We start from the raw sequence: 18,985 nt of genomic DNA on the forward strand, positions 1-18,985 counted from the left end.
AGGCTGCATCCTATTTTTCCATCGGCCCAATTTCGTGCCAGCGGATGAATTGCATGCCAAAATCCGAACAACAAATTGAACTGGGATCTTTGCTGATCCCGGTTTTTTTCTGCTCTGTAATCCAGCCGCAGACAGTCAGTGGTGATGTGCTACAATGAAAATTCAGGCAGGATCTGCATCCGCTGCAATTGGGTACAGATCCTATACCGTTTAATTATAAATAGAACAGGAGACCAGGAAGTTATGGAACCTTTAATGGATACGCTCAATGCCAGACAGAAAGAAGCAGCTCTTTGCACGGATGAGCATGTACGCATTATCGCTGGTGCGGGCAGCGGCAAAACCCGGGTTCTGATGGCGCGGATTGAATATCTGCTCAATGAACTCGGCGTCTTTCCCAGCAGGATCCTGGCGATTACGTTTACCAACAAGGCGGCCGCTGAAATGCGCCATCGTCTGCAGCAGCAGTGTCCGCAAGATGCACCGCATGTCCGAATTTCAACCATTCATGCTTTATGTGTCCGTATTTTGCGCGAAGATGCACATAAGATTGGATTCGCGAAAAATTTTACGATTCTTGATCCGGATGACCAGCGGGCCTTGCTGAAAAGATTTTACAAAAATCATGGTCTCAGCTCGAAAGATTTTCCCTATGCCAGAATGCTTGGCTGCATTTCGCGCTGGAAATACAATGGCATCTCCCCAGAAAGTATTCTGGATGATGCCGACTATGGCCTGGAACAGATTCAGGGACAGATTTATCGGGAATATCTCGATGAACTGGACGCAATGAAAGCGATGGATTTTGATGATCTGCTGCTCAAAACAGATTTGCTGCTGAAGACCAGTACACGGGTTCGCACAAAATGGCAGAACCGCCTGGACTATCTGCATGTCGATGAATTTCAGGATGTAGACCCTGTCCAATACGACATTATCAAAAACCTCACCCGCCAGGATGCCATTCTTTGTGTGGTTGGCGATCCGGACCAGACCATTTATACATGGCGGAATGCCAGTATCGGCATCATCATGAATTTCGAAAAGGATTTTACGCCCTGCAAGACCGTTATTCTCGATGAGAACTATCGGTCAACGAAAACAATTCTGGATGCGAGCAATGCCCTGATCCGCAATAACCGCAACCGGGTTAAGAAAGACTTGTTTACGAATAGTAAAGAGAGCTTCCCTTTGCAGTTTAATGAGTCTGATGATGACGAATCCGAAGGATTTTTGATCGCCCGCCGGCTCAATACGGAACACAAAAGCAAAAAATATCAGTGGAAAGATATGGCTGTTCTGTATCGGTCCAACTATCAGTCACGGGCTATTGAAAAGGGACTGCGTTTCTTACAGATCCCGTACCGGATTTTTGGCGGCCTTCGCTTCTATGAACGCAAGGAAGTCAAAGACATTCTGGCGTATTTAAGACTGCTTTCTTCGCCGACCGAAGATGACCATAAACAGCGTTCGCTTGATCTTGCAATAGAAAGAGTGATTAATGCTCCAAGACGGGGTATCGGGGAAAAATCCGTGGACGATATCCGGGCAGAAGCATTAAGCCGGGATGTGAATATGCTTGAAGTCATGCGCAATCCCCAGACGCTCAAACCGGCCTTAACAAAAAAAGCCCAGAAATTTGCGGCCATGATCGATGAACTGAAGTCCAGGCTCAGTCTGTATACCAATCCTGAAGATCTTCCATATATTGTCAACGATATCCTGGATGTAACCGGATACGATACCCTGCTTGAAGAGATGGAAGATGGTGAGGACCGACTGAAAAACGTTAAGGAAATCCAGCAGGACATTGAAGCGGCACTCTCACAGGAGGGCGTCGAAACTCTGGATGATTATCTTCAGCAGGTGACCTTGCTTTCCGAAAAGAACGAGCTTGATCAGAATCCGGATGTCGTGACTTTGATGACGGTGCATGCGGCCAAGGGAACGGAATTTCCGGTGGTTGTTCTGGCTGGCCTCAACGATGGAATTTTCCCCAATGACCGGGCGATCAGTGAAAGCGGATCTGCAGGTCTGGAAGAAGAGCGCCGGCTGATGTATGTGGCCATGACCAGAGCCAAAGAGCATCTGTACCTCAGCTGGAACCATGGCTTCAGCTACCAGACAGGCCATGCAAAAATGCCTTCCCGTTTTCTGGATGAAATTCCAGAGGAGTCTGAAGAAAAGAAAGAAGAAAAGAAGGCCCAAAAGAAGTCTGCAGCCTCGAAAGCCGCCCCTTCGAGTACGCAAGCCTCAACTGGCGCAAACCGCGCAGCTGCCCAAAGGACATCTTCATCACAGCCCAAAACAGATCCAGTCAAGAGTGCCCGGACGCTTGATGCAAGACGCAGACAGACTTCCAAAAAAAGTAAAGTCCGTCCAGGAACGATTGTTTCGCATCCAATGTTTGGTCAGGGGGTCGTGCTGGAAGCCAATGGATTTATCATTACTGTCCAGTTTGGAAGTGCGTTTGGCACCAAGAAAATCAGTAAAGATTATCTGACTTTCCAGGGACAGGATCAATGACCACTCAAAAAGCTGGCTGCAATACAACTGGTGATCCCTGCAACCAGAAGCCAGTCAGCCAGAAGTCAATCAAATGAAAAGCCTTGCCGCTGGCAACTTCCAGGCTGAATCCAGGCTTAGACGCAGAAGAATCTGGCTGGCCTGAATCAAAAGAAAGGTAAGGAAATACAAGGTAATATAAGGGAGTACAACAAAAGAAAAGAGTGAAAAACATGCCCTATAGGATGGATTGCCTGTCTTGTCGAGTCAGGCGGCTGATAACGCAGATTGCTGAAATTTTTATCCTGGCTCTGGCTGGGATTGTCATTGGGACTATTGTTTCCTTATTTGAAGTCCTGTTTGTTAAAGTCCTGAACCAGGTGACGTGGTTTCATCAGAATTATGGCAACTGTCTTTGGCTGTTTACGCTGCCGATTGTTGGAATGCTGATTGTCTGGATGTTTGAGCGCTTTGGCATCAAAGCCAGACAGGGAATTGGCCTGGTTTTCAAGGTGAATCAAGGGACGGAAAAAGCCCTGCCCAAGCGGATTGTGTTCATGATGATGATCAGCACCTGGCTTTCGCATCTGGCCGGAGCTTCCGTTGGCAAAGAAGGGGTTGGGATGCAGATTGGTGCGGTCGTCTCCAACACGATCAGCCGTCAGCTGCCTTATTTCAGGGAACGGAAAACAATTTTTTTGATTACTGGTATGGCCGCTGGCTTTTCCGGGCTGTTTGGAACCCCCTTTACGGCGGTGTTTTTTGCGATGGAAGTTCTGGTCAGCGGTGTCATTGAGTATCGGGCTCTGGCTCCGGCTCTGGCAGCCAGTTTGAGTGCGGCTGGAATCGCCCGCTTGTGCGGCCTTGGCAAAGAAGCCTTTTTGCTGCCGTATTCGTTTGAAATAGGTCTGGTGCATGATTGCTGGAAACTGGCGATTCTGGGCATCCTTTTTGGTCTTGTCGGCGGCTTTTTTGCCTGGTGTATGCATCAGGCGCATCACTATTTCGATCATTCCAGATTGAATCCGTATTACCGAATTGCTTTCTTTTCAGTGGGACTTGCGGGGCTGCTATGGCTTTTCTATGATGGCCGTTATTCGGGATCTGGTGTCAATCTGATCACTTATGCCTGCACCGGCAATCAGATTTATCCGTGGGATTTTGCGCTGAAATTTGGATTGAGTGTTCTGTCCCTCTCTATGGGCTTTATCGGCGGGGAAGTCACGCCGCTGTTTGCGATCGGGGCAAGTCTTGGCGCAATCCTTGGCCCATTGTTTGGCTATCCGCCTGCGTTTGGCGCTGCTCTTGGCTATGCTGCGGTATTTGGGGCCGGAACGAATACCTGGCTGGCGGCAATGATGGTCGGAATGGAAATCTTCGGAATGAATTTCTTTCCGTTTTTCTTTGTCTGCTGCTCGGCTGCTTATCTGGCCAATGGCAACCTGTCTATCTACAGTCTGCAGCGCCGGCTGGATGTCGTCTTCAAACCGATTGAATATCCCAATTCGATCAATGCTGCCAATCGGGCGGTAGATAATCGGGGGATGGATAAAGAGAAACAGGCAGGTCAGGCGAGCTGATCAGAAGTTCGAGCTGATCAGAAGTTCGAGCTGATCAGAAGTTCGAGCTGATCAGAAGTTCGAGCTGATCAGAAGTTCGAGCTGATCAAAAGCTATGGTATGCTTCTGGATCTTCATGTCTGTTGTCGGGTTTGGCGCCCTTTGTTTGTAGACGCCTTTGGCTGCTCTGGCCAGAATAATAAATAAAAGCACGAGACAGGCGAACCATTCGCAAAGCGTTGTGAGAGTTTTCTTTTGCTTGAAAATCATGGGCATTCTGCATTTCGGGATGTCCTTTTTGTGTTTTTTGTCTCATCTTGGCTCGCTTGGAAAAGCCGGGCAGATCTTTGCTACAATATAAGTTGGTATTTTTTGCCACGCTTCTCTGGCCAGAATTGTTTCCTGCTTTTTTCAGGGGAAATTGTCCTCTTTTTAAGTCGGTTTTAATTCTGGAATCGGATTGTATAATCCTCCAAGAGAACGAGAAGACTGGCAGGACAGAGTCTGTCTGAGAAGCAGGGCAGAGTCTGTCAGAAAATTAGAAAAGAGGTGCCTTCATGTCTGAACAAGAACGGATTGAAGAATTGCGCAGACTTCTTGAAAAATATGCGATTGAATACTATGTCGATGACAACCCGAGTGTTTCGGATTTTGAATATGACCGTCTTCTGGAAGAACTTCAGGATTTAGAGTCCAGACATCCTGAACTGTATGATCCAAACTCACCCAGCCAGCGGATTATCGGTAAGGTACTCAATGGCTTTGAAAAAGTCGTTCATGCCCAGCGCATGCTTTCTTTAAGCGACGTCTTCAATCAAGAAGAGCTGAAAGCCTTTGTAGAGCGCATCTGGAAAGATTTTCCCGATGCCACATTTATCTGTGAATACAAATTCGATGGTCTGGCCATGGCGCTGATGTATGAAGACGGCCGTTTCGTCCGGGCCGTGACGCGTGGGGATGGGGATGTTGGCGAGGACGTTACGGAAAATGTCCGGACCATTCCATCGATCCCGATGCAGATTCCTGAAAAAGGGCCGGTTGAAGTGCGCGGCGAAGTGTATATGCCAAAAGCCAGCTTTGAAGCACTCAACAACCTGCAAGAATCACTCCATCTGCCTTTATTTGCCAATCCGCGCAATGCGGCCGCCGGAACGATTCGCAACTTGGATACAGGTGTAGCCCGAAAGCGCCGGCTTGATATGTATCTGTACTACTTTACCAATGGCGAACGCTATGGGGTGCACAGCCAGAAAGAGGCACTGGAAGCCATGAGCCGCTTGCATTTCCGGGTGAGTGATGCGTGGCGTGAGTGCCATTCCTTTGAGGAAATCTGGAAGTTTATCGAAGAAACAGGCCAGAAGCGGGCGAGTCTGCCTTTTGAAATTGATGGCGTTGTCGTCAAGCTCAACCGGTTTGACCAGCAGCAGATTCTCGGAACAACCGCTAAAGCGCCAAAATATGCCACGGCGTATAAATTTCCGGCGGAAGAAGTTGAAACCAGGCTGCTTGATATTACCCTGACTGTCGGCCGCACGGGCAAGATTACGCCAAATGCGGTTCTTGAACCCGTGCGCGTAGCGGGCACGCTGGTTTCTGCGGCAACCTTGCACAATGCCGACCGCATTGCCCAATATGATCTGAAGATCAATGACCGGGTCATTATCCGCAAAGCCGGCGATATTATTCCGGAAGTCGTCAAAGCTCTGCCTGAAAAACGCGATGAAACTATCCGCGATTTTGTCTGGCCGCAAGATTGTCCAGTGTGTGGATCCAGACTGGTCCGCCTGCCGGATGAAGCGGATACGTATTGTGTCAATCCGGACTGCCCGGCCAGAATTCTGGAAAGTATTATTCACTTTTGCAGCCGAGATGCCATGGATATCGATGGCATGGGGTCCAAACGGGTAGCCTGGCTGCATGAACACGGCTATGTCAATTCGATTGAAGATATCTACCGCCTGCATGAACGGCGTGATGAACTGCTCAGCCACAAGGGCTGGTCCGACAAAGGAACCGACAAGCTGTTGGCCGGTATTGAAGCCAGCAAGAAACAGCCATTATCCCGGCTTTTATTTGGCCTGGGCATCCGGCAGGTTGGCTCCAAGGCGGCTAGACTGCTCGCTCAGGAGTTTGGAACGATGGATGCCTTGATGGACGCCAGTGAATCCAGACTGGCGGCGATCAATCTGATTGGCGAAGTATCGGCCAGAAGTATTCGCAGCTTCTTTGATCAGAGCGAAAATCGTGCCCTGATTGATTCCTTAAAAGCCATGGGCGTCAACATGAGCGAACCAAAAGTTGAAAATGCTGCCCCGGATAATCCATTTGCAGGCAAGACCGTCGTTCTGACCGGAACGCTCAGCCAGATGGGCCGCTCCGAAGCCAAAAAGATGCTGGAAGATCTGGGCGCCAATGTTTCTGGATCTGTTTCCAAAAAGACGGATCTGGTCATTGCCGGTGAAAAAGCAGGAAGCAAACTGACAAAAGCCAATGATCTGGGCATTCCAGTCTGGGATGAAGAACGTTTTTTGCGTGAGGTTCATCGTGGATAGCAGAATCAAAGCGTGGACAGTCTGCAGGCAGACAAGAACTTCAAAGTCTTTGCTGAGTCTTTGCCTGGTGCCGATGCTGGTGCTGGCCGGCTGTTCCAAGCAGACAGTCCAGCAGACCTCTAAACCGCTCAAACCTGGTGATTACGCAGCCATTTTGCCGTATCAGACCAGTGATACCCGGGCCAAGCATATTGGTCTGATCAGTGATATTGATATCCGGACGCAGTTAGAGCAAGGGTTGATGGACATCAGCAAAGACTATTTCGATCCAGATACCCATGCCTACGTCAATCATAAGTATCTCGACTATGATGAACTGGATGCTTCCGATGGCAGCCGGGGTCTTTTGGGAACGCTTCGCGATGATAACCCCAATGGACTCAATCCAGGCGCGGATGAAGATTTTGATACGGGCAACGGCCTTGTGAAAGGGCAGATTCTGGTTGCTGATTTGTATGAGCTGGACTTCTTTTCCGGAAATGCGCTCGATGGTATTGCCATTGGTCTGGCTGTAACGGATGCGGTGGAACAAGATGGGGTGCGCTATGAGATCACTCCGGAACGTCTGCGTGATTTTGTCCAGGCTTCCGGCACGAAGATTGTTTCCTACATGCGCGAGCGTTTTAATGATGTCACCCCCAATATTCCGATTTTAGTGGCAGCCTATGAACTCAACACAGATGAAAATGACTCCTCCAAAGGCGGCTATGTCTATGCTGAGTTCTTTGATGGAACCCGCACGACCGATAAGGCGATTTCTGAAGAATATCTGCTGGTGCCCTCCACGGCCTTCAGCCAGGCGCAGCCGGAAATGGCTTCGCAGTTTGAAACCTTCCGGGCTGACGTTGCGCAGATCCTCTCGGATACAACCTACACGACAGGTGAGGCCAAGATTCAGGATGGTTCCGTACAGAAACTGACCCTGACCATTACGGCTCATGGCAAGACGGTCGGAGAAATTCTGGCGGTGATTCAGTCAGTCCGCGAGTATCTGTCTATCTTTGAATCGGAAAACTGTGCCTATAAAGTTATAATCAAAAACAATGGGGATATCTGTGCGCTGATGGATCGTGAACCTGACAGCAAGTCCGTTCAGGTTCTGACGACGTACTAGATTCACCGCAAAAATCCATCCATCCCGGATGGATCGTGCCCTTTTTGGATGGACCGGCCAAAAGCGGCATGAAAAAGCTTGAATCGCAGGCCTGTGGACCATTCATTGATTCATGAAGAATGGACTTCATGAATCAAAAGAGTTGGCAAAACAGGAAACGATAAAAGAAGAGCCGGTCTGGTTCTGAAAGAAGATCAGAATCGTTTGTGATAAAGAAAGGCGAACCATGGAAAAGTTTTCAAATGAATACTTTCGCAAGCTTGCCAACGATCTGAAGTTTGATTTAAGCAATGAAGAGATCGAAGAGCTGAAGAAAGATTTTGTTGAAGTGGAAAAACAGGTTGAACTGTTTGAGACCATTGATACCGAAGGCGTCGAGCCGATGGTCTATCCTTTTGAAGCCCCGACAGCCTTCCTGCGCGAAGATGTTGTGGCAGACGTTCTTGACCAGAAAGAAGCCCTGGAGAATGCACCAGACGTGCGGATGGGCCATGTACATGTGCCAAAGGTGGTGAAATAAAATGGAAAGCAAACTTACTCCAAAACAGTCGGCAGAGCGCATTCAGGCGCTGCAGCCAGTTTTGAACGCAGCCATTACCATCGTGGAAGAACCGGAAGAAAATCCAAATCAGGGTCCTTTAGCGGGTGTGCCCATCGTATTGAAAGACAATATTTCGACCAAAGGCATCCGGACAACGGCCAGTTCGAAAATTCTCGACAACTACGTGCCGGTATATGATGCAACGATCACCAGAAAGTTAAAAGAAGCTGGCGGTGTCATTGTAGCCAAAGCCAGCATGGATGAATTGGGCATGGGTGGCACCAACCGCAATGCTCTGATCGGTCCAGCCCACAACCCCTGGAATCCAGCTCACATTACCGGTGGATCTTCCGGCGGCAGTGCAGCCTTGATTGCAGCCGGCACGACACCCTTGGCGATCGGTACGGATACGGGTGACTCGATTCGAAAACCTGCCGCGTATTGCGGTGTGATCGGGGTAAAACCAACGTATGGACGGATTTCCCGTTACGGCATTATTCCTTATGCTTCCAGTCTGGACACCGTTGGATACTTTACAACCAATATCCGCGATGCGGCCGAGGCACTGGAAATCACAGCCGGCCGCGATGACCATGATATGACCTCTTCCTTCCTTCCGGTTGAAGCGTATGCCAGAAACCTCAACCCAGATCTGAAAGGCCAGAAGATTGGTGTCTTCAAGACTGTCTTAGACCGGGTCAGTGATCCAGTGATTCATCAGGCGTTTGACAATCTGGTTGAACAGATCAAAAGAGCCGGAGCCCAAGTGGTGGATGTCGAAATGGATACGAAGCTGATGGAGCTGATTGCCCCCATCTATAAAACCATTGCCAATGCCGAAGCCACTGCTAACCATTCCAACCTGGATGGCATCCGTTTTGGCGAACGCAAACCTGGCGGCAGCGTCGAAGAAGTGATGACCAACTCCCGTACGGCCGGCTTCTCCAGCTATGTTCGCGCCCGTTTCGTCATTGGTTCCTACTCCTTGTTTGAAGAAAACCAGGATCGTCTGTTCCGCAAGGCCCAGAAGATCCGTCGTCTGATCGTTAAAGCTTACGCAAAATTATTTGAAACCGTTGATGTTATTCTCGCCCCTGCAGCCGTGACAACGGCTCCACTGATCGAGCAGAGCAGTGATGTCCGTTTTGGAGCTGACCGTTTTGAAGAAGAACATCTGCAGCTGGCCAACTTCTCCGGCTATCCATCATTAACCATGCCTCTTGGCCTGGAAGACGGTCTGCCGTTTGGAATCAACCTGACTGCCAGAGCTTTCGAAGAACAGGAACTGTTCAACGTGGCTGCCGGCATTGAAGAGCTGATCGACTGGAAGGAGGAACCCGCAAATGTCTGAGTACCAGGTAACCATCGGAATTGAGATCCATTGCGAACTCAAGACAAAAACCAAAATGTTCTCCGGGGCGCCAACCAGCTTCGGTGAAGTGGCAAATACCCAGACCTCGGTGATTGACCTTGGTCATCCAGGATGCCTGCCCTGTGTCAATAAAGAAGCCGTCCGTCTGGCGATTAAAGCGTGTGGCGGGCTGCACTGCACGATTGATCCGCTGGTAAAATTTGACCGGAAAAACTACTACTATTCCGATCTGCCAAAAGGCTTCCAGATTACCCAGCAGTTCCATCCAATCGGAAAAGATGGCTATGTTACCATCCAGACAGAAGATGGCCCCCGCCAGATTCGTGTTGAACGGATCCATATGGAAGAAGACACAGCCAAACAGTTCCATAAAGAAACCGGAACATATATTGACTTTAACCGGGCCGGAACACCGCTGGTTGAAATCGTTTCCCGTCCGGATATGCATTCCGCTGCCGAAGCAGCTGCCTATGTCGAAGCCTTGCGCCGCATTCTGTTCTATTTGAATGTATCCGATGTCAAAATGGAAGAAGGTTCCATGCGCTGTGACGTGAACATTTCAATTTCCAATGACCCCGAAAAGTTGGGAACCAAAGTTGAAATCAAGAACCTGAACTCCATTGCCAATGTCCAGAAGGCAGTTCAGGCTGAAATTGAGCGTCAGACGGCTTTGCTCGAAGCCGGTGAGCCGATTGAACAGGCAACACGTCGGTTTGATGAACCAACCAAGGCAACGGTTCTGATGCGTAAAAAAGAAGGCACCGTGGACTATAAATATTTCCCGGAACCCAACATTTTCCCAATCCAGCTCGATCAGTCCTGGATTGATTCGATTCTGAACAGTCTGGAAGAACTGCCAGAAGCCCGGATGGCCCGTTTCCAGAAAGATTTTGGTCTTTCTGAATACGACAGCTCCGTACTGGTCAATGACCGTGACATGGCTGACTTTTATGAAGAGGTCATGAAAACAGCCAGAGAGGCCAAGAAGGCTGCCAACTGGGTCATTGTTGAAATGGCCGCCTGGCTCAATAAAAACAACCTCAGTTTTGCCAAAAATCCAGCTTCTGCTGCCGATCTTGCCAGTCTTGTCAACCTGATTGATGAAGGAACAATTTCCGGCAAGCAGGGCAAGGAAGTCTTTGAAGACGTGATGAAGGGTAGAAAGCCTGAAGAAGTCATCAAGGAAAAAGGAATGCAGCAGGTTTCTGATGACTCCACATTAATCGCGATGATCAACCAGGTGCTTGATGAGAATCCAAAGTCGATCGAAGACTTTAAGAACGGTAAAAAGCGTGCCGTTGGATTCTTGATGGGCCAGGTGATGAAAGCGTCTAAAGGACAGGCGAATCCCAAAAAAGCCAACGGTCTGCTTGTTCAGGAGCTCTCAAAGCGATAAAATACAGTTTCGAAAGAATTCACCCGGATTCCTGCCCGACTTATCCAATGTGATATAGTAGGGACACCATGGAGGTCAGAGTAACATGTCAGGTACACCCGCAAAACGAAAACGTCTGAGCAAGCCAAAACGTCAGAAGGTCAAACAGGGCCATAAACTCGTCTGGCTTACGCTCGTGATTATCCTGGTTCCGGTTCTTGTCATTGGCTATGTGCTGCTGACCAGTGCAAAAGAAAGCGATCAGCCGGTTGAAGGCAACCGCTTCGGTCCCAATGATCTGAATCCGAAAATTCAGGAAACGCAGCTTGATTCCATTCAGAATGAACTCATGCAGATTGGTGGCATGGAAACAGCCACAATCGATCTGAAAAGCGCAACGCTGCGCGTTCATCTGAATATGGTCGATTCAGCTGACCAGAACACGCTGGAAGCTGCAGCCCATCAGGCTTACAACATTATCAATGAATATCTGCCGATTGAAACGTATTTCACCAACTCGGCAGAAGGAAAGAACTACGATCTGGAAATTGACTCCTACAACTACATCGTCGATGACAACCACCCAGTCGATAACTGGCGCTTTGTCAAAGTATCCAAAAGTGGTGCCGGTGATCAGGTAACGGATATTATCACCCAGCCGCGCAACGCCGACCTTGCGGAAGCAGTAAAAAATCAGGATATCCAGACACCAGGAACCAGTGATCCAGCCGCTGCCCAGGCCGAAGGAGGAGCTGAAGATACGACGGGAGATGAATACGTCGACCAGGAGTATGTTGAAGGCTATTACCAGTAGTCATCCACAAAAAAACAATCTGGAACTGAACTGAAACAATCTAATATAGATTGTATACAGATCGAAATCCAATGAACTTTCAAAGGCTGTCTTCCAAGCGGAGGACAGCCTTTTTAGACTTTACAGGCATTCTTCACCCTGGCAGAGCACTGCGGGCAAGAAGGTGTGTTTGATGTGCAAAAAAAGAACGAACCAGACGCGGCAGTCTCAACTCTGTGAGAGTTGCAGTCTTCAAAAGAAGGCCTTTGCGTGGTTCGTTCTTTTTGCTTCTGCATCAGCAGATATAAAGCCATGTCGGTACGCGCCAGATGATCGCGTGGATCCGTTTGGATCACGGATAGAAATCGGCCTGCGACAGGCTTTTGATGATCAGAGTATAGTCAATCCATTCGTAATGTGGTTGCCATATGCTCATAGTCCTGTTAAGAACAATCCGACAGGGATGATCATTATCGGTGGAAAAGAAAAGAGGACCAAAAACCGCCAGAAATACGAATCGGCCATTGTGACAAGAAACAGCCCACTCTCTGTAAAGAGGCAAGCGCTCTATCAAAGCCGGAGCTGTAATTGACCTCAAAATTGGGAAAGGGGATATCAAAACACCAAAATTCAGGCGAATTTTTCCTTAAAAATTGGCGGTTTTATATACAGTTTGGATGACAGAGTTCAAAATATGGTTCATAGAGTTTTGTTAGAAAGAGGTTTATCGTATGGAAAACGAAAACAATCATATGCCTGCTGATGATCAGAGCAGGGAGGAAACATTTAATGTCAGCGCTTTGTCAGAAGATAAAGGGGCAAAGTCCATCAACCAGAACCAGAACCATACCGATACAGAAGAAACTGAAATGGAAGATGTAAAACCGGAAGAAGCAGACAACTTTGAAGCTGAAACGGCAGGTAAAACAGATGAAGCAGATGAAAATACTCAGGATGAAGATAGTGAAAATGCAGGGGCAGATTTTCTGCCGATGATCATTAAATCTATTGAAGAAGAGGAACTCAGTGATCTCGAAAAGAAAAAACAGGCAGCCGATAAAACCATTCTTGGATTTGCCGCCACAGCCGCCGCAACCGGAGCCCTTCCTCTGCCATTAGCAGATACTCCGCTTCTGATTGCTCAGCAGATTGCGATGGTTGCCCGCATTACCGATATTTATAAACTCAACCTGAAGAAAAGCGGTCTGAAGTCCCTTGTTTTCACTGTACTTGGCGTATCTGGAACAACTGTTCTTGGCAAAACCATCACCGGGTCCTTATTCAAGGTTATTCCGGGAATCGGATCCATCGGTGGAGCAGCTGTATGCGGATCGACTGCTGGTGTTCTGACTGCAGCTCTGGGTAAAGCTTACTCTGAAATCTGCCAGTCTGTTCTTGTTGGTGATCTCGATGAAGATGATCTGTTTGGACCTGAAGGCAGACGCTTGCTCGAAACATCCTTCAAAAACCATCTTCGCCTGGAAATGGACCAGAAAAACGAAGAAGAAAAAGCCAAAAATGACGTTCTCAAACAGGTTTCCATTCCAGCTGATGAAGATCCAATTGAGATGAAAACAGCCAGCATGCCTGAAGCAGATAACGCGGCACAAACAAGCACAGAAGAAGAAACAGAAACTGATCCGGCAGACAAAGTCCAGCCAACAAAGACTCCATCTGAACCAGACGCTTAACTTTGAGTAGACGAATAAAGTTTGAACAGTCACCAGGATTTATTCCTGGTTTTCTTTTAGGGGATACCTGTATTGTGCGGTTAACGACCATAGGTATGCCATGACTGATCACAATTTGACGACCCCTGAGGCCGATTTTTCGAAAGGAGATTAACCATGAATTTTAAGGAACAAGCCGAATTTGAAAGGGCAAAAGCAGTTCTTGATGATCTCGATGTTCATCTGATTTATAGCTGCCTTGCCGGATCGAAAGCATACGGACGCTCCAGTACGGATAGTGATACTGATATCCGTGGAATCTTTCTTCCAGCTGCTGCTGATGTGCTTTTACAAAAGGATATCGGCACCATCCGCCTCAAAGATGGGGATGTTGAATTCCATCCGATTGCCAAGTTTTTCAAGCTGGCCGCCAACGGGAATCCCAATGTTCTGGAGTGGCTGTTTGTCCGGGAAGACCATCTTTTCAAGATGGATTGCTATGGGCAGAAAATCCGGGAAAACCGCTCGCTGTTTTTAAGCCAGAAACTGTTTTCCTCCTTCTTTGGCTATGCAAACGGAAGCTGGAAAACATTGTCAAAGCTTTTCGAAACGCCAATGAAACCAGGATCCGAGGCCTGGAACAAAGCCAGAAAGCATGCTATGCATATCGAACGACTGCTTGCCCAGCTTGTGCAGATTCTTGAAACCGGAAGCTTCTGTGCCTGGAATCCGGACTATACTGAACCATTTGTGACGCCGGAAAACAGCGAGATACAAAAACCCATCCTGAATCCGGACTATACCTGCTCCTTAAGCAGCCTTCAAAAACGGATCGAGCAGGCGAAAACGGCGGCTATCCTTCCTGAAAAACCAGATTACAAAGCGCTCGACCAGCTTCGTCTTGAAATCATGCAGGATTGGCTCAGAACGTCTCTGAATCTCGGCCCCAAGAATTAATGGAATTTTTACATGAATCCAAGTCGTCCCAAATTTTCTTTACCAATTTTGGCTCATTGTATCAGGGATATATAAATTGTCTCAGAAGGCCATTTGCAGCAGAAGGATCACTTTGATTTTCTCGAAAAGAGAAGATAAACGATAGATAAGGCTGATCACAGAAAAAGAAAACCTGTATATCGTGATGCCGGAAAATTAGAAACGATGGCAGCGGATATACAGGCGGGTCTGGATCAGAACAGGTCGATGATCAATGAGAATTTATCCAGGACGTACCAGGCTAAAGCAAGGTAATACAGGGAACGGAATTTTTTGATGACCAGATCGTATTCATCCGGTAGTCTGCCATCATTGACAATCAGGGCGTGATGGAAGAAGGCCATCAGATCTTCAGCGCCTAACCGGTCCATCTTCAGGTCATCACTCGTTTCAGCCGGGGAAATGGTGACGGTAAAGTTTTGCAGACGATGAAGAATCTCTTTGACAAATGGCAGCAAATGATAGCGCTGATACGGAGAAAGACCGGCGATCAAAGCCAGACACTCTAAAAGCAGTCCCATCTGATAGTCTTTCATGTATTTGTTCTCCAGCTTGCCCGGGCGATAGCCAATGAGCTGGGCAATGCCATCAATCAACAGATCATTGGTCAGTGAGATATTGTTCTTGCTTAAAATGGCAACGGCTGTTCTGGACAGTGTCCTGAAAAGGAACGAATCTTCCGCATAGAACGTATAAATATAGCCTGGAGCCAGGTTCATGAATTTCAAGGCTTCCAGACGTCCCTGTTCAATCTGGCGGATCATGGTCGGCTTATCAAAATCGAGGAAGTAAGCCAGTTTGAGAATCGGGCGGATCATCAGTTCCGTCTGTTCCGTGCAATAAGGAATGTCCTGGCCTGGATCACCAAGGGCAATAATGTCCAGATGATTCATGCCCATTTTCACGGCATCTTCACCAAGCGTGGAGTTGAGAAAGCCGCCATCCGCATAATAATCGTCACCGATTTTAACGTAACTGAAAGCGGGGAAGTAAGCCGCTGAAGCAAGAATCTTATCGATGGCATCCTCTTTGGAAGTCATATCAGCCTTGGTAAAGCGTACGGGCTTGTTGGCAGTCAGGTCCGCTGCCAGGCAGGCATAGTCAATGGGCGAGTTTTTAAAGGCTTCAAAATCGAAAATGCTACCAAAGTTTTCACGCAGGGGCACGACACTTGGACCATTTTTTTGAAAGAGCGAAACAAATTCATTGAAGTCATTGGGTTTAGCTTGGAGGGCCATGTTGCGCTCTGGAAACTGGAACAGGCCAGTGGCGACGGACTGGTTGGAAAAACCATTGATAATCGCATTGAAATCGACGGTTTTATTCATCGCATAAGCCGCTCCGACCAGGGCCCCAATGGAAATGCCGCTGACATAGTCGTATTTTTTCTGCTGCTCAAGCAGAGTGTACAGAGCGCCAATTGTATAACTGCCCCGAGATCCGCCGCCGCCAAGAATCAGGGCATGTCTTGGATCAGACGTGAGGGTCGGCTGACTGGACTTTGGCTGCTGGGCACTGTTTTCATTCTTTGTCTGCACATCCATATGAACAGTAGAAGCGAGGGCTGGATCAGAATCTGGCTTTGAAGTTTCATCTAAAGCAGGATGAACAGAATGAGGTTCATCCGGATTCGTATTTTGTGTAATCATTTTTTGTGTACTTATTTTTTGTGTAGTCATACCTCTATTGTAGTCGTTGTCCATCAAAAACCTCCAAGGTGGCCCAGGTTGAACAATGCGGACGTTGATCCACTCTTCAATCAGACAGGTCTGGCGGAACAGATCTGCAAGAACTGAGGATGAGATCAAGTCAGGGATTTGGAATCAATCAAAATCAAACAGAATTGGCATCAGATGCATGGCTGAAAATTCTGGAAGAAGAGATCAAAAGAAAGTGAAAGGAAAAAGTAAAAGGAAAAACGAAGAAAAAGAGAAGTCTTCTGAACTATCTTTTGGCCACGAAAGAATGATCGCGGGCAATTGACAGAGGTGAATGGTCAGTCTATCATTTTAATCATTACTAAAATGAATGGAACATTGTTTCTGTTCTGGAGGGAATATGATTGAAATCAACCATGTCACCAAACATTTTGGCGACAAAGTCGCGGTTCAGGATCTGACCACTGTGATTCCAGATGGAACCATTACGGGTTTTATCGGTCCAAACGGCGCCGGAAAGACTACGACGATCAATATGTTGACCGGTATTCTCCGGCCTGACGAAGGCGAAATCCTGCTGGATGGTCACAATATCGTTACCGATCCAATCGCGGCCAAAAAATGCTTTGTCCTGGTACCGGACAGTCCGGATGTCTTTTTGCGGCTGACGGGACGCGAATATGTGCAGTTTCTTGGCAAAATTTATGAAGTACCCGCCACGGAAATTGAAGAGAGAATGAATGCACTGGCCAGGGAATTTGAAATGGAAGAGGCGCTTGACGAGCAGATGAAAAGCTATTCGCATGGAATGCGTCAGAAAGCCATCATCATCGGTGCCCTGGTCTGCGATCCGCAAATCTGGTTTCTTGATGAGCCAATGACGGGTCTGGATCCCAATGCCAGCTACCTTCTGAAAGAGAAAATGCGCGAACAGGCCCGCAAAGGAAAGACAATTTTCTTCTCGACTCATGTTTTGGAAGTTGCTGAAAAACTGTGCGACAAGATCCTGCTGATCAACCAGGGAAAACTACGCTATGCGGGAACCCTGGATGGGCTGAAAGAACAGTATCCAGACAGCTCTTTAGAAGAGATCTTCATCAAGGTGGTTCGAAATGAATAAAACCTGGCTGCTGTATAAAACGATGTTTCGTGACGGGTTTAACTTTACCTTCAAAACGAAACAGGGACGCAAGAGTGTTCTGCTTCTGGTCGTCATCTGCCTGGTTGTCCTGATTTATATGGGGATCTACGGGATGATGGCCTGGATGGCTTTTGAGCAGGGGCAGTTTGTGATGACGATTCGCTCCCTGCTGATGATTATCAGTGTTCTGCTGGTGCTCATGCTGATGGCTTCCTTTCCAAGCACCTACTACTTTTCAAAGGATCTGCCTATCCTTCTGGCCATGCCGGTAAAATCCAGGGAAATTATCAATGCCAAGACGCTGATGATCTTTTCGATGGTCGGCCCAATTGTTCTGGCTCTGGTTATGACCTTTGTTGTGGCAGCTGCCAAGTCGAGCATGGTTCCGGCCTTGCAGGCATGGATGCTTTTGATTTATGGACTGTCGAGCAGTGTGGCCACGGTCTTCATTCTGGGCAGTCTGATTGTGCTGCTGATGCGCTTTATCCCGTTTTTTCGAAGTAAAGATAAGTTTGTCATTTTGATGGGCCTGTTTTCTGTGGTTCTGGTGATTGCGATGCTTGCAGCCGTTTATGGCAATATGCCGATGGATGCAGCAGGCAGTGAAGATGATTTTAATGTTGTGGTAGCCTTAGGCGGATCGATTCCGGTTTATCTCTTTCCAGCTGCATGGGCTGCTTTTGAAGGGATTGCTGCTCCTTCACTCTGGACTTTTCTTTTAAATGCGGCTGTTCTGGCGGCCGGTTATGGAATGTTCCAGCTTCTGGTCAGCCGTTTCTATCTGGTGGCTGCAACCAGCGCCATGGGCAGTGCGGCCAAAAAGCACAAAGACAAATCAAACAAGAGAATGTCGGGATCCTTGCTGATGCTGTTTTCACGGGTCGACCTCTATGAATTGATCCGTACTCCGGCCTATTTGAGCAACAATGTTCTTGGAGCCTTCCTGCTTCCGGTTGCCTTCGCAGTTCCGGTGTTTATGATCCTGCACCAGACCGGTCTGGATTCCACGCAGATTTCATTGATGGTGGATTCACTGCTTGAGCAGTATGATCTGTCCTTATTCTGGGTAGCGGTTCTGGTCGGCATGGCAGTCGGCTATCTTGCCGGCGGCAGTACAGCAGTTACCCAGACCGCTATTACCAGAGAAGCCAGTGCGGGGGTAGCCTGGATGAAGAGCATTCCGGTTCCTATGGAAAAGCAGCTGCAGGCCAAGATCAATGTGGCTTTGCTTCTTTCCATGCTCTGCTCGCTGATTCTGATCGGTGTGATTGTCTATATGACAGGTTTTCGGTGGGCTTCGGTATTTGGAGCGATTCTGGGGGCTCTGGTCAGCTGCTATCTGTCCTGCCAGACTTCCTTGCTTGTCGATATCTACCATCCAAAACTGGACTGGGAAGATGAGATGAGTGCGGTCAAGAACAATCTTAACGTGCTGTTTGGCATGATGGTTTCCTTTTTGATGGCCATGGTGATTGGACTTGGTGCCTGGGGTGTTTATGCATTGTCGCATTCCCTGACGATGGCGATTGTCGCCGTATTTATCATTCAGATTCTTCTGGTCGTTTTGCTTTGGAAAATTCCCGCCAGGATGTTCTGGAAATATCTGGGCAATACGACGGCCTGATTGACTGCACCCAGACCAGTATGTGATTTTGAAATCAACTGTCACGGTTTTACCTTAAAGCCTGATAAGCCAGAATGTAGAAGTA

The 18,985-nt window shown here is 48.0% G+C and carries 13 protein-coding genes; 12 read left to right on the forward strand and 1 reads right to left on the reverse strand.

Annotated elements, in window-relative coordinates:
* Positions 1-243: 243 nt before the first annotated feature.
* The 10 genes from U4956_RS11810 (at position 244) to U4956_RS11855 (ending at position 14,438) form a co-directional block, all read left to right on the forward strand.
* Positions 244-2,526 carry an ATP-dependent helicase gene (locus U4956_RS11810; protein ID WP_323090892.1) on the forward strand — a complete coding sequence of 761 codons (2,283 nt, stop codon included), beginning with the start codon at positions 244-246 and terminating at the stop codon, positions 2,524-2,526.
* Positions 2,527-2,738: 212 nt separating this feature from the next.
* Positions 2,739-4,085 (forward strand): chloride channel protein, encoded by a 1,347-nt coding sequence (locus U4956_RS11815; protein WP_323090893.1) that lies wholly within the window; start codon positions 2,739-2,741, stop codon positions 4,083-4,085.
* Between the two features lie 536 nt (positions 4,086-4,621).
* A complete protein-coding gene (gene ligA / locus U4956_RS11820; protein ID WP_323090894.1) occupies positions 4,622-6,616 on the forward strand; it encodes an NAD-dependent DNA ligase LigA in 1,995 nt (664 codons plus the stop codon).
* Positions 6,609-7,730 (forward strand): CamS family sex pheromone protein, encoded by a 1,122-nt coding sequence (locus tag U4956_RS11825; RefSeq protein ID WP_323090895.1) that lies wholly within the window; start codon positions 6,609-6,611, stop codon positions 7,728-7,730. Before ligA ends, U4956_RS11825 begins: the two co-directional genes overlap by 8 nt.
* A 226-nt stretch (positions 7,731-7,956) precedes the next feature.
* Positions 7,957-8,250, forward strand: coding sequence for an Asp-tRNA(Asn)/Glu-tRNA(Gln) amidotransferase subunit GatC (gatC, locus tag U4956_RS11830; protein ID WP_323090896.1), 294 nt, complete (start codon positions 7,957-7,959; stop codon positions 8,248-8,250).
* 1 nt (position 8,251) lies between these two features.
* A complete protein-coding gene (locus U4956_RS11835) occupies positions 8,252-9,622 on the forward strand; it encodes an amidase family protein (protein WP_323090897.1) in 1,371 nt (456 codons plus the stop codon).
* Positions 9,615-11,039 carry an Asp-tRNA(Asn)/Glu-tRNA(Gln) amidotransferase subunit GatB gene (gatB, locus tag U4956_RS11840; RefSeq protein ID WP_323090898.1) on the forward strand — a complete coding sequence of 475 codons (1,425 nt, stop codon included), beginning with the start codon at positions 9,615-9,617 and terminating at the stop codon, positions 11,037-11,039. Before U4956_RS11835 ends, gatB begins: the two co-directional genes overlap by 8 nt.
* Positions 11,040-11,124: 85 nt before the next feature.
* Complete coding sequence (locus U4956_RS11845) at positions 11,125-11,832, forward strand: hypothetical protein (RefSeq protein WP_323090900.1); 708 nt, start codon at positions 11,125-11,127, stop codon at positions 11,830-11,832.
* 710 nt (positions 11,833-12,542) lie between these two features.
* On the forward strand, positions 12,543-13,502 hold the full coding sequence (locus tag U4956_RS11850) for a YcjF family protein (RefSeq protein ID WP_323090901.1): 960 nt from the start codon (positions 12,543-12,545) through the stop codon (positions 13,500-13,502).
* Between the two features lie 156 nt (positions 13,503-13,658).
* Positions 13,659-14,438, forward strand: a complete 780-nt coding sequence (locus U4956_RS11855; protein WP_323090902.1) for a DNA polymerase beta superfamily protein — start codon at positions 13,659-13,661, stop codon at positions 14,436-14,438.
* 233 nt (positions 14,439-14,671) lie between these two features.
* Here U4956_RS11855 and U4956_RS11860 read toward each other — a convergent pair whose 3' ends face one another.
* Positions 14,672-16,126, reverse strand: a complete 1,455-nt coding sequence (locus U4956_RS11860; protein ID WP_323090903.1) for a patatin-like phospholipase family protein — start codon at positions 16,124-16,126, stop codon at positions 14,672-14,674.
* 409 nt (positions 16,127-16,535) lie between these two features.
* Here U4956_RS11860 and U4956_RS11865 point away from each other — a divergent pair, with 409 nt between their 5' ends.
* Together U4956_RS11865 and U4956_RS11870 are read left to right on the forward strand one after the other, a co-directional pair.
* The gene (locus U4956_RS11865; protein WP_323090904.1) at positions 16,536-17,255 is read left to right on the forward strand and encodes an ABC transporter ATP-binding protein; all 720 of its coding nucleotides are present in this window, start codon (positions 16,536-16,538) and stop codon (positions 17,253-17,255) included.
* On the forward strand, positions 17,248-18,900 hold the full coding sequence (locus U4956_RS11870) for a hypothetical protein (RefSeq protein ID WP_323090905.1): 1,653 nt from the start codon (positions 17,248-17,250) through the stop codon (positions 18,898-18,900). The genes U4956_RS11865 and U4956_RS11870 overlap by 8 nt, the downstream gene beginning before the upstream one ends.
* Positions 18,901-18,985 lie beyond the last annotated feature (85 nt).

Origin of the sequence: Allobaculum sp. JKK-2023 (assembly GCF_034745455.1) — a bacterium.
Lineage (GTDB): Bacteria > Bacillota_I > Bacilli_A > Erysipelotrichales > Erysipelotrichaceae > Allobaculum.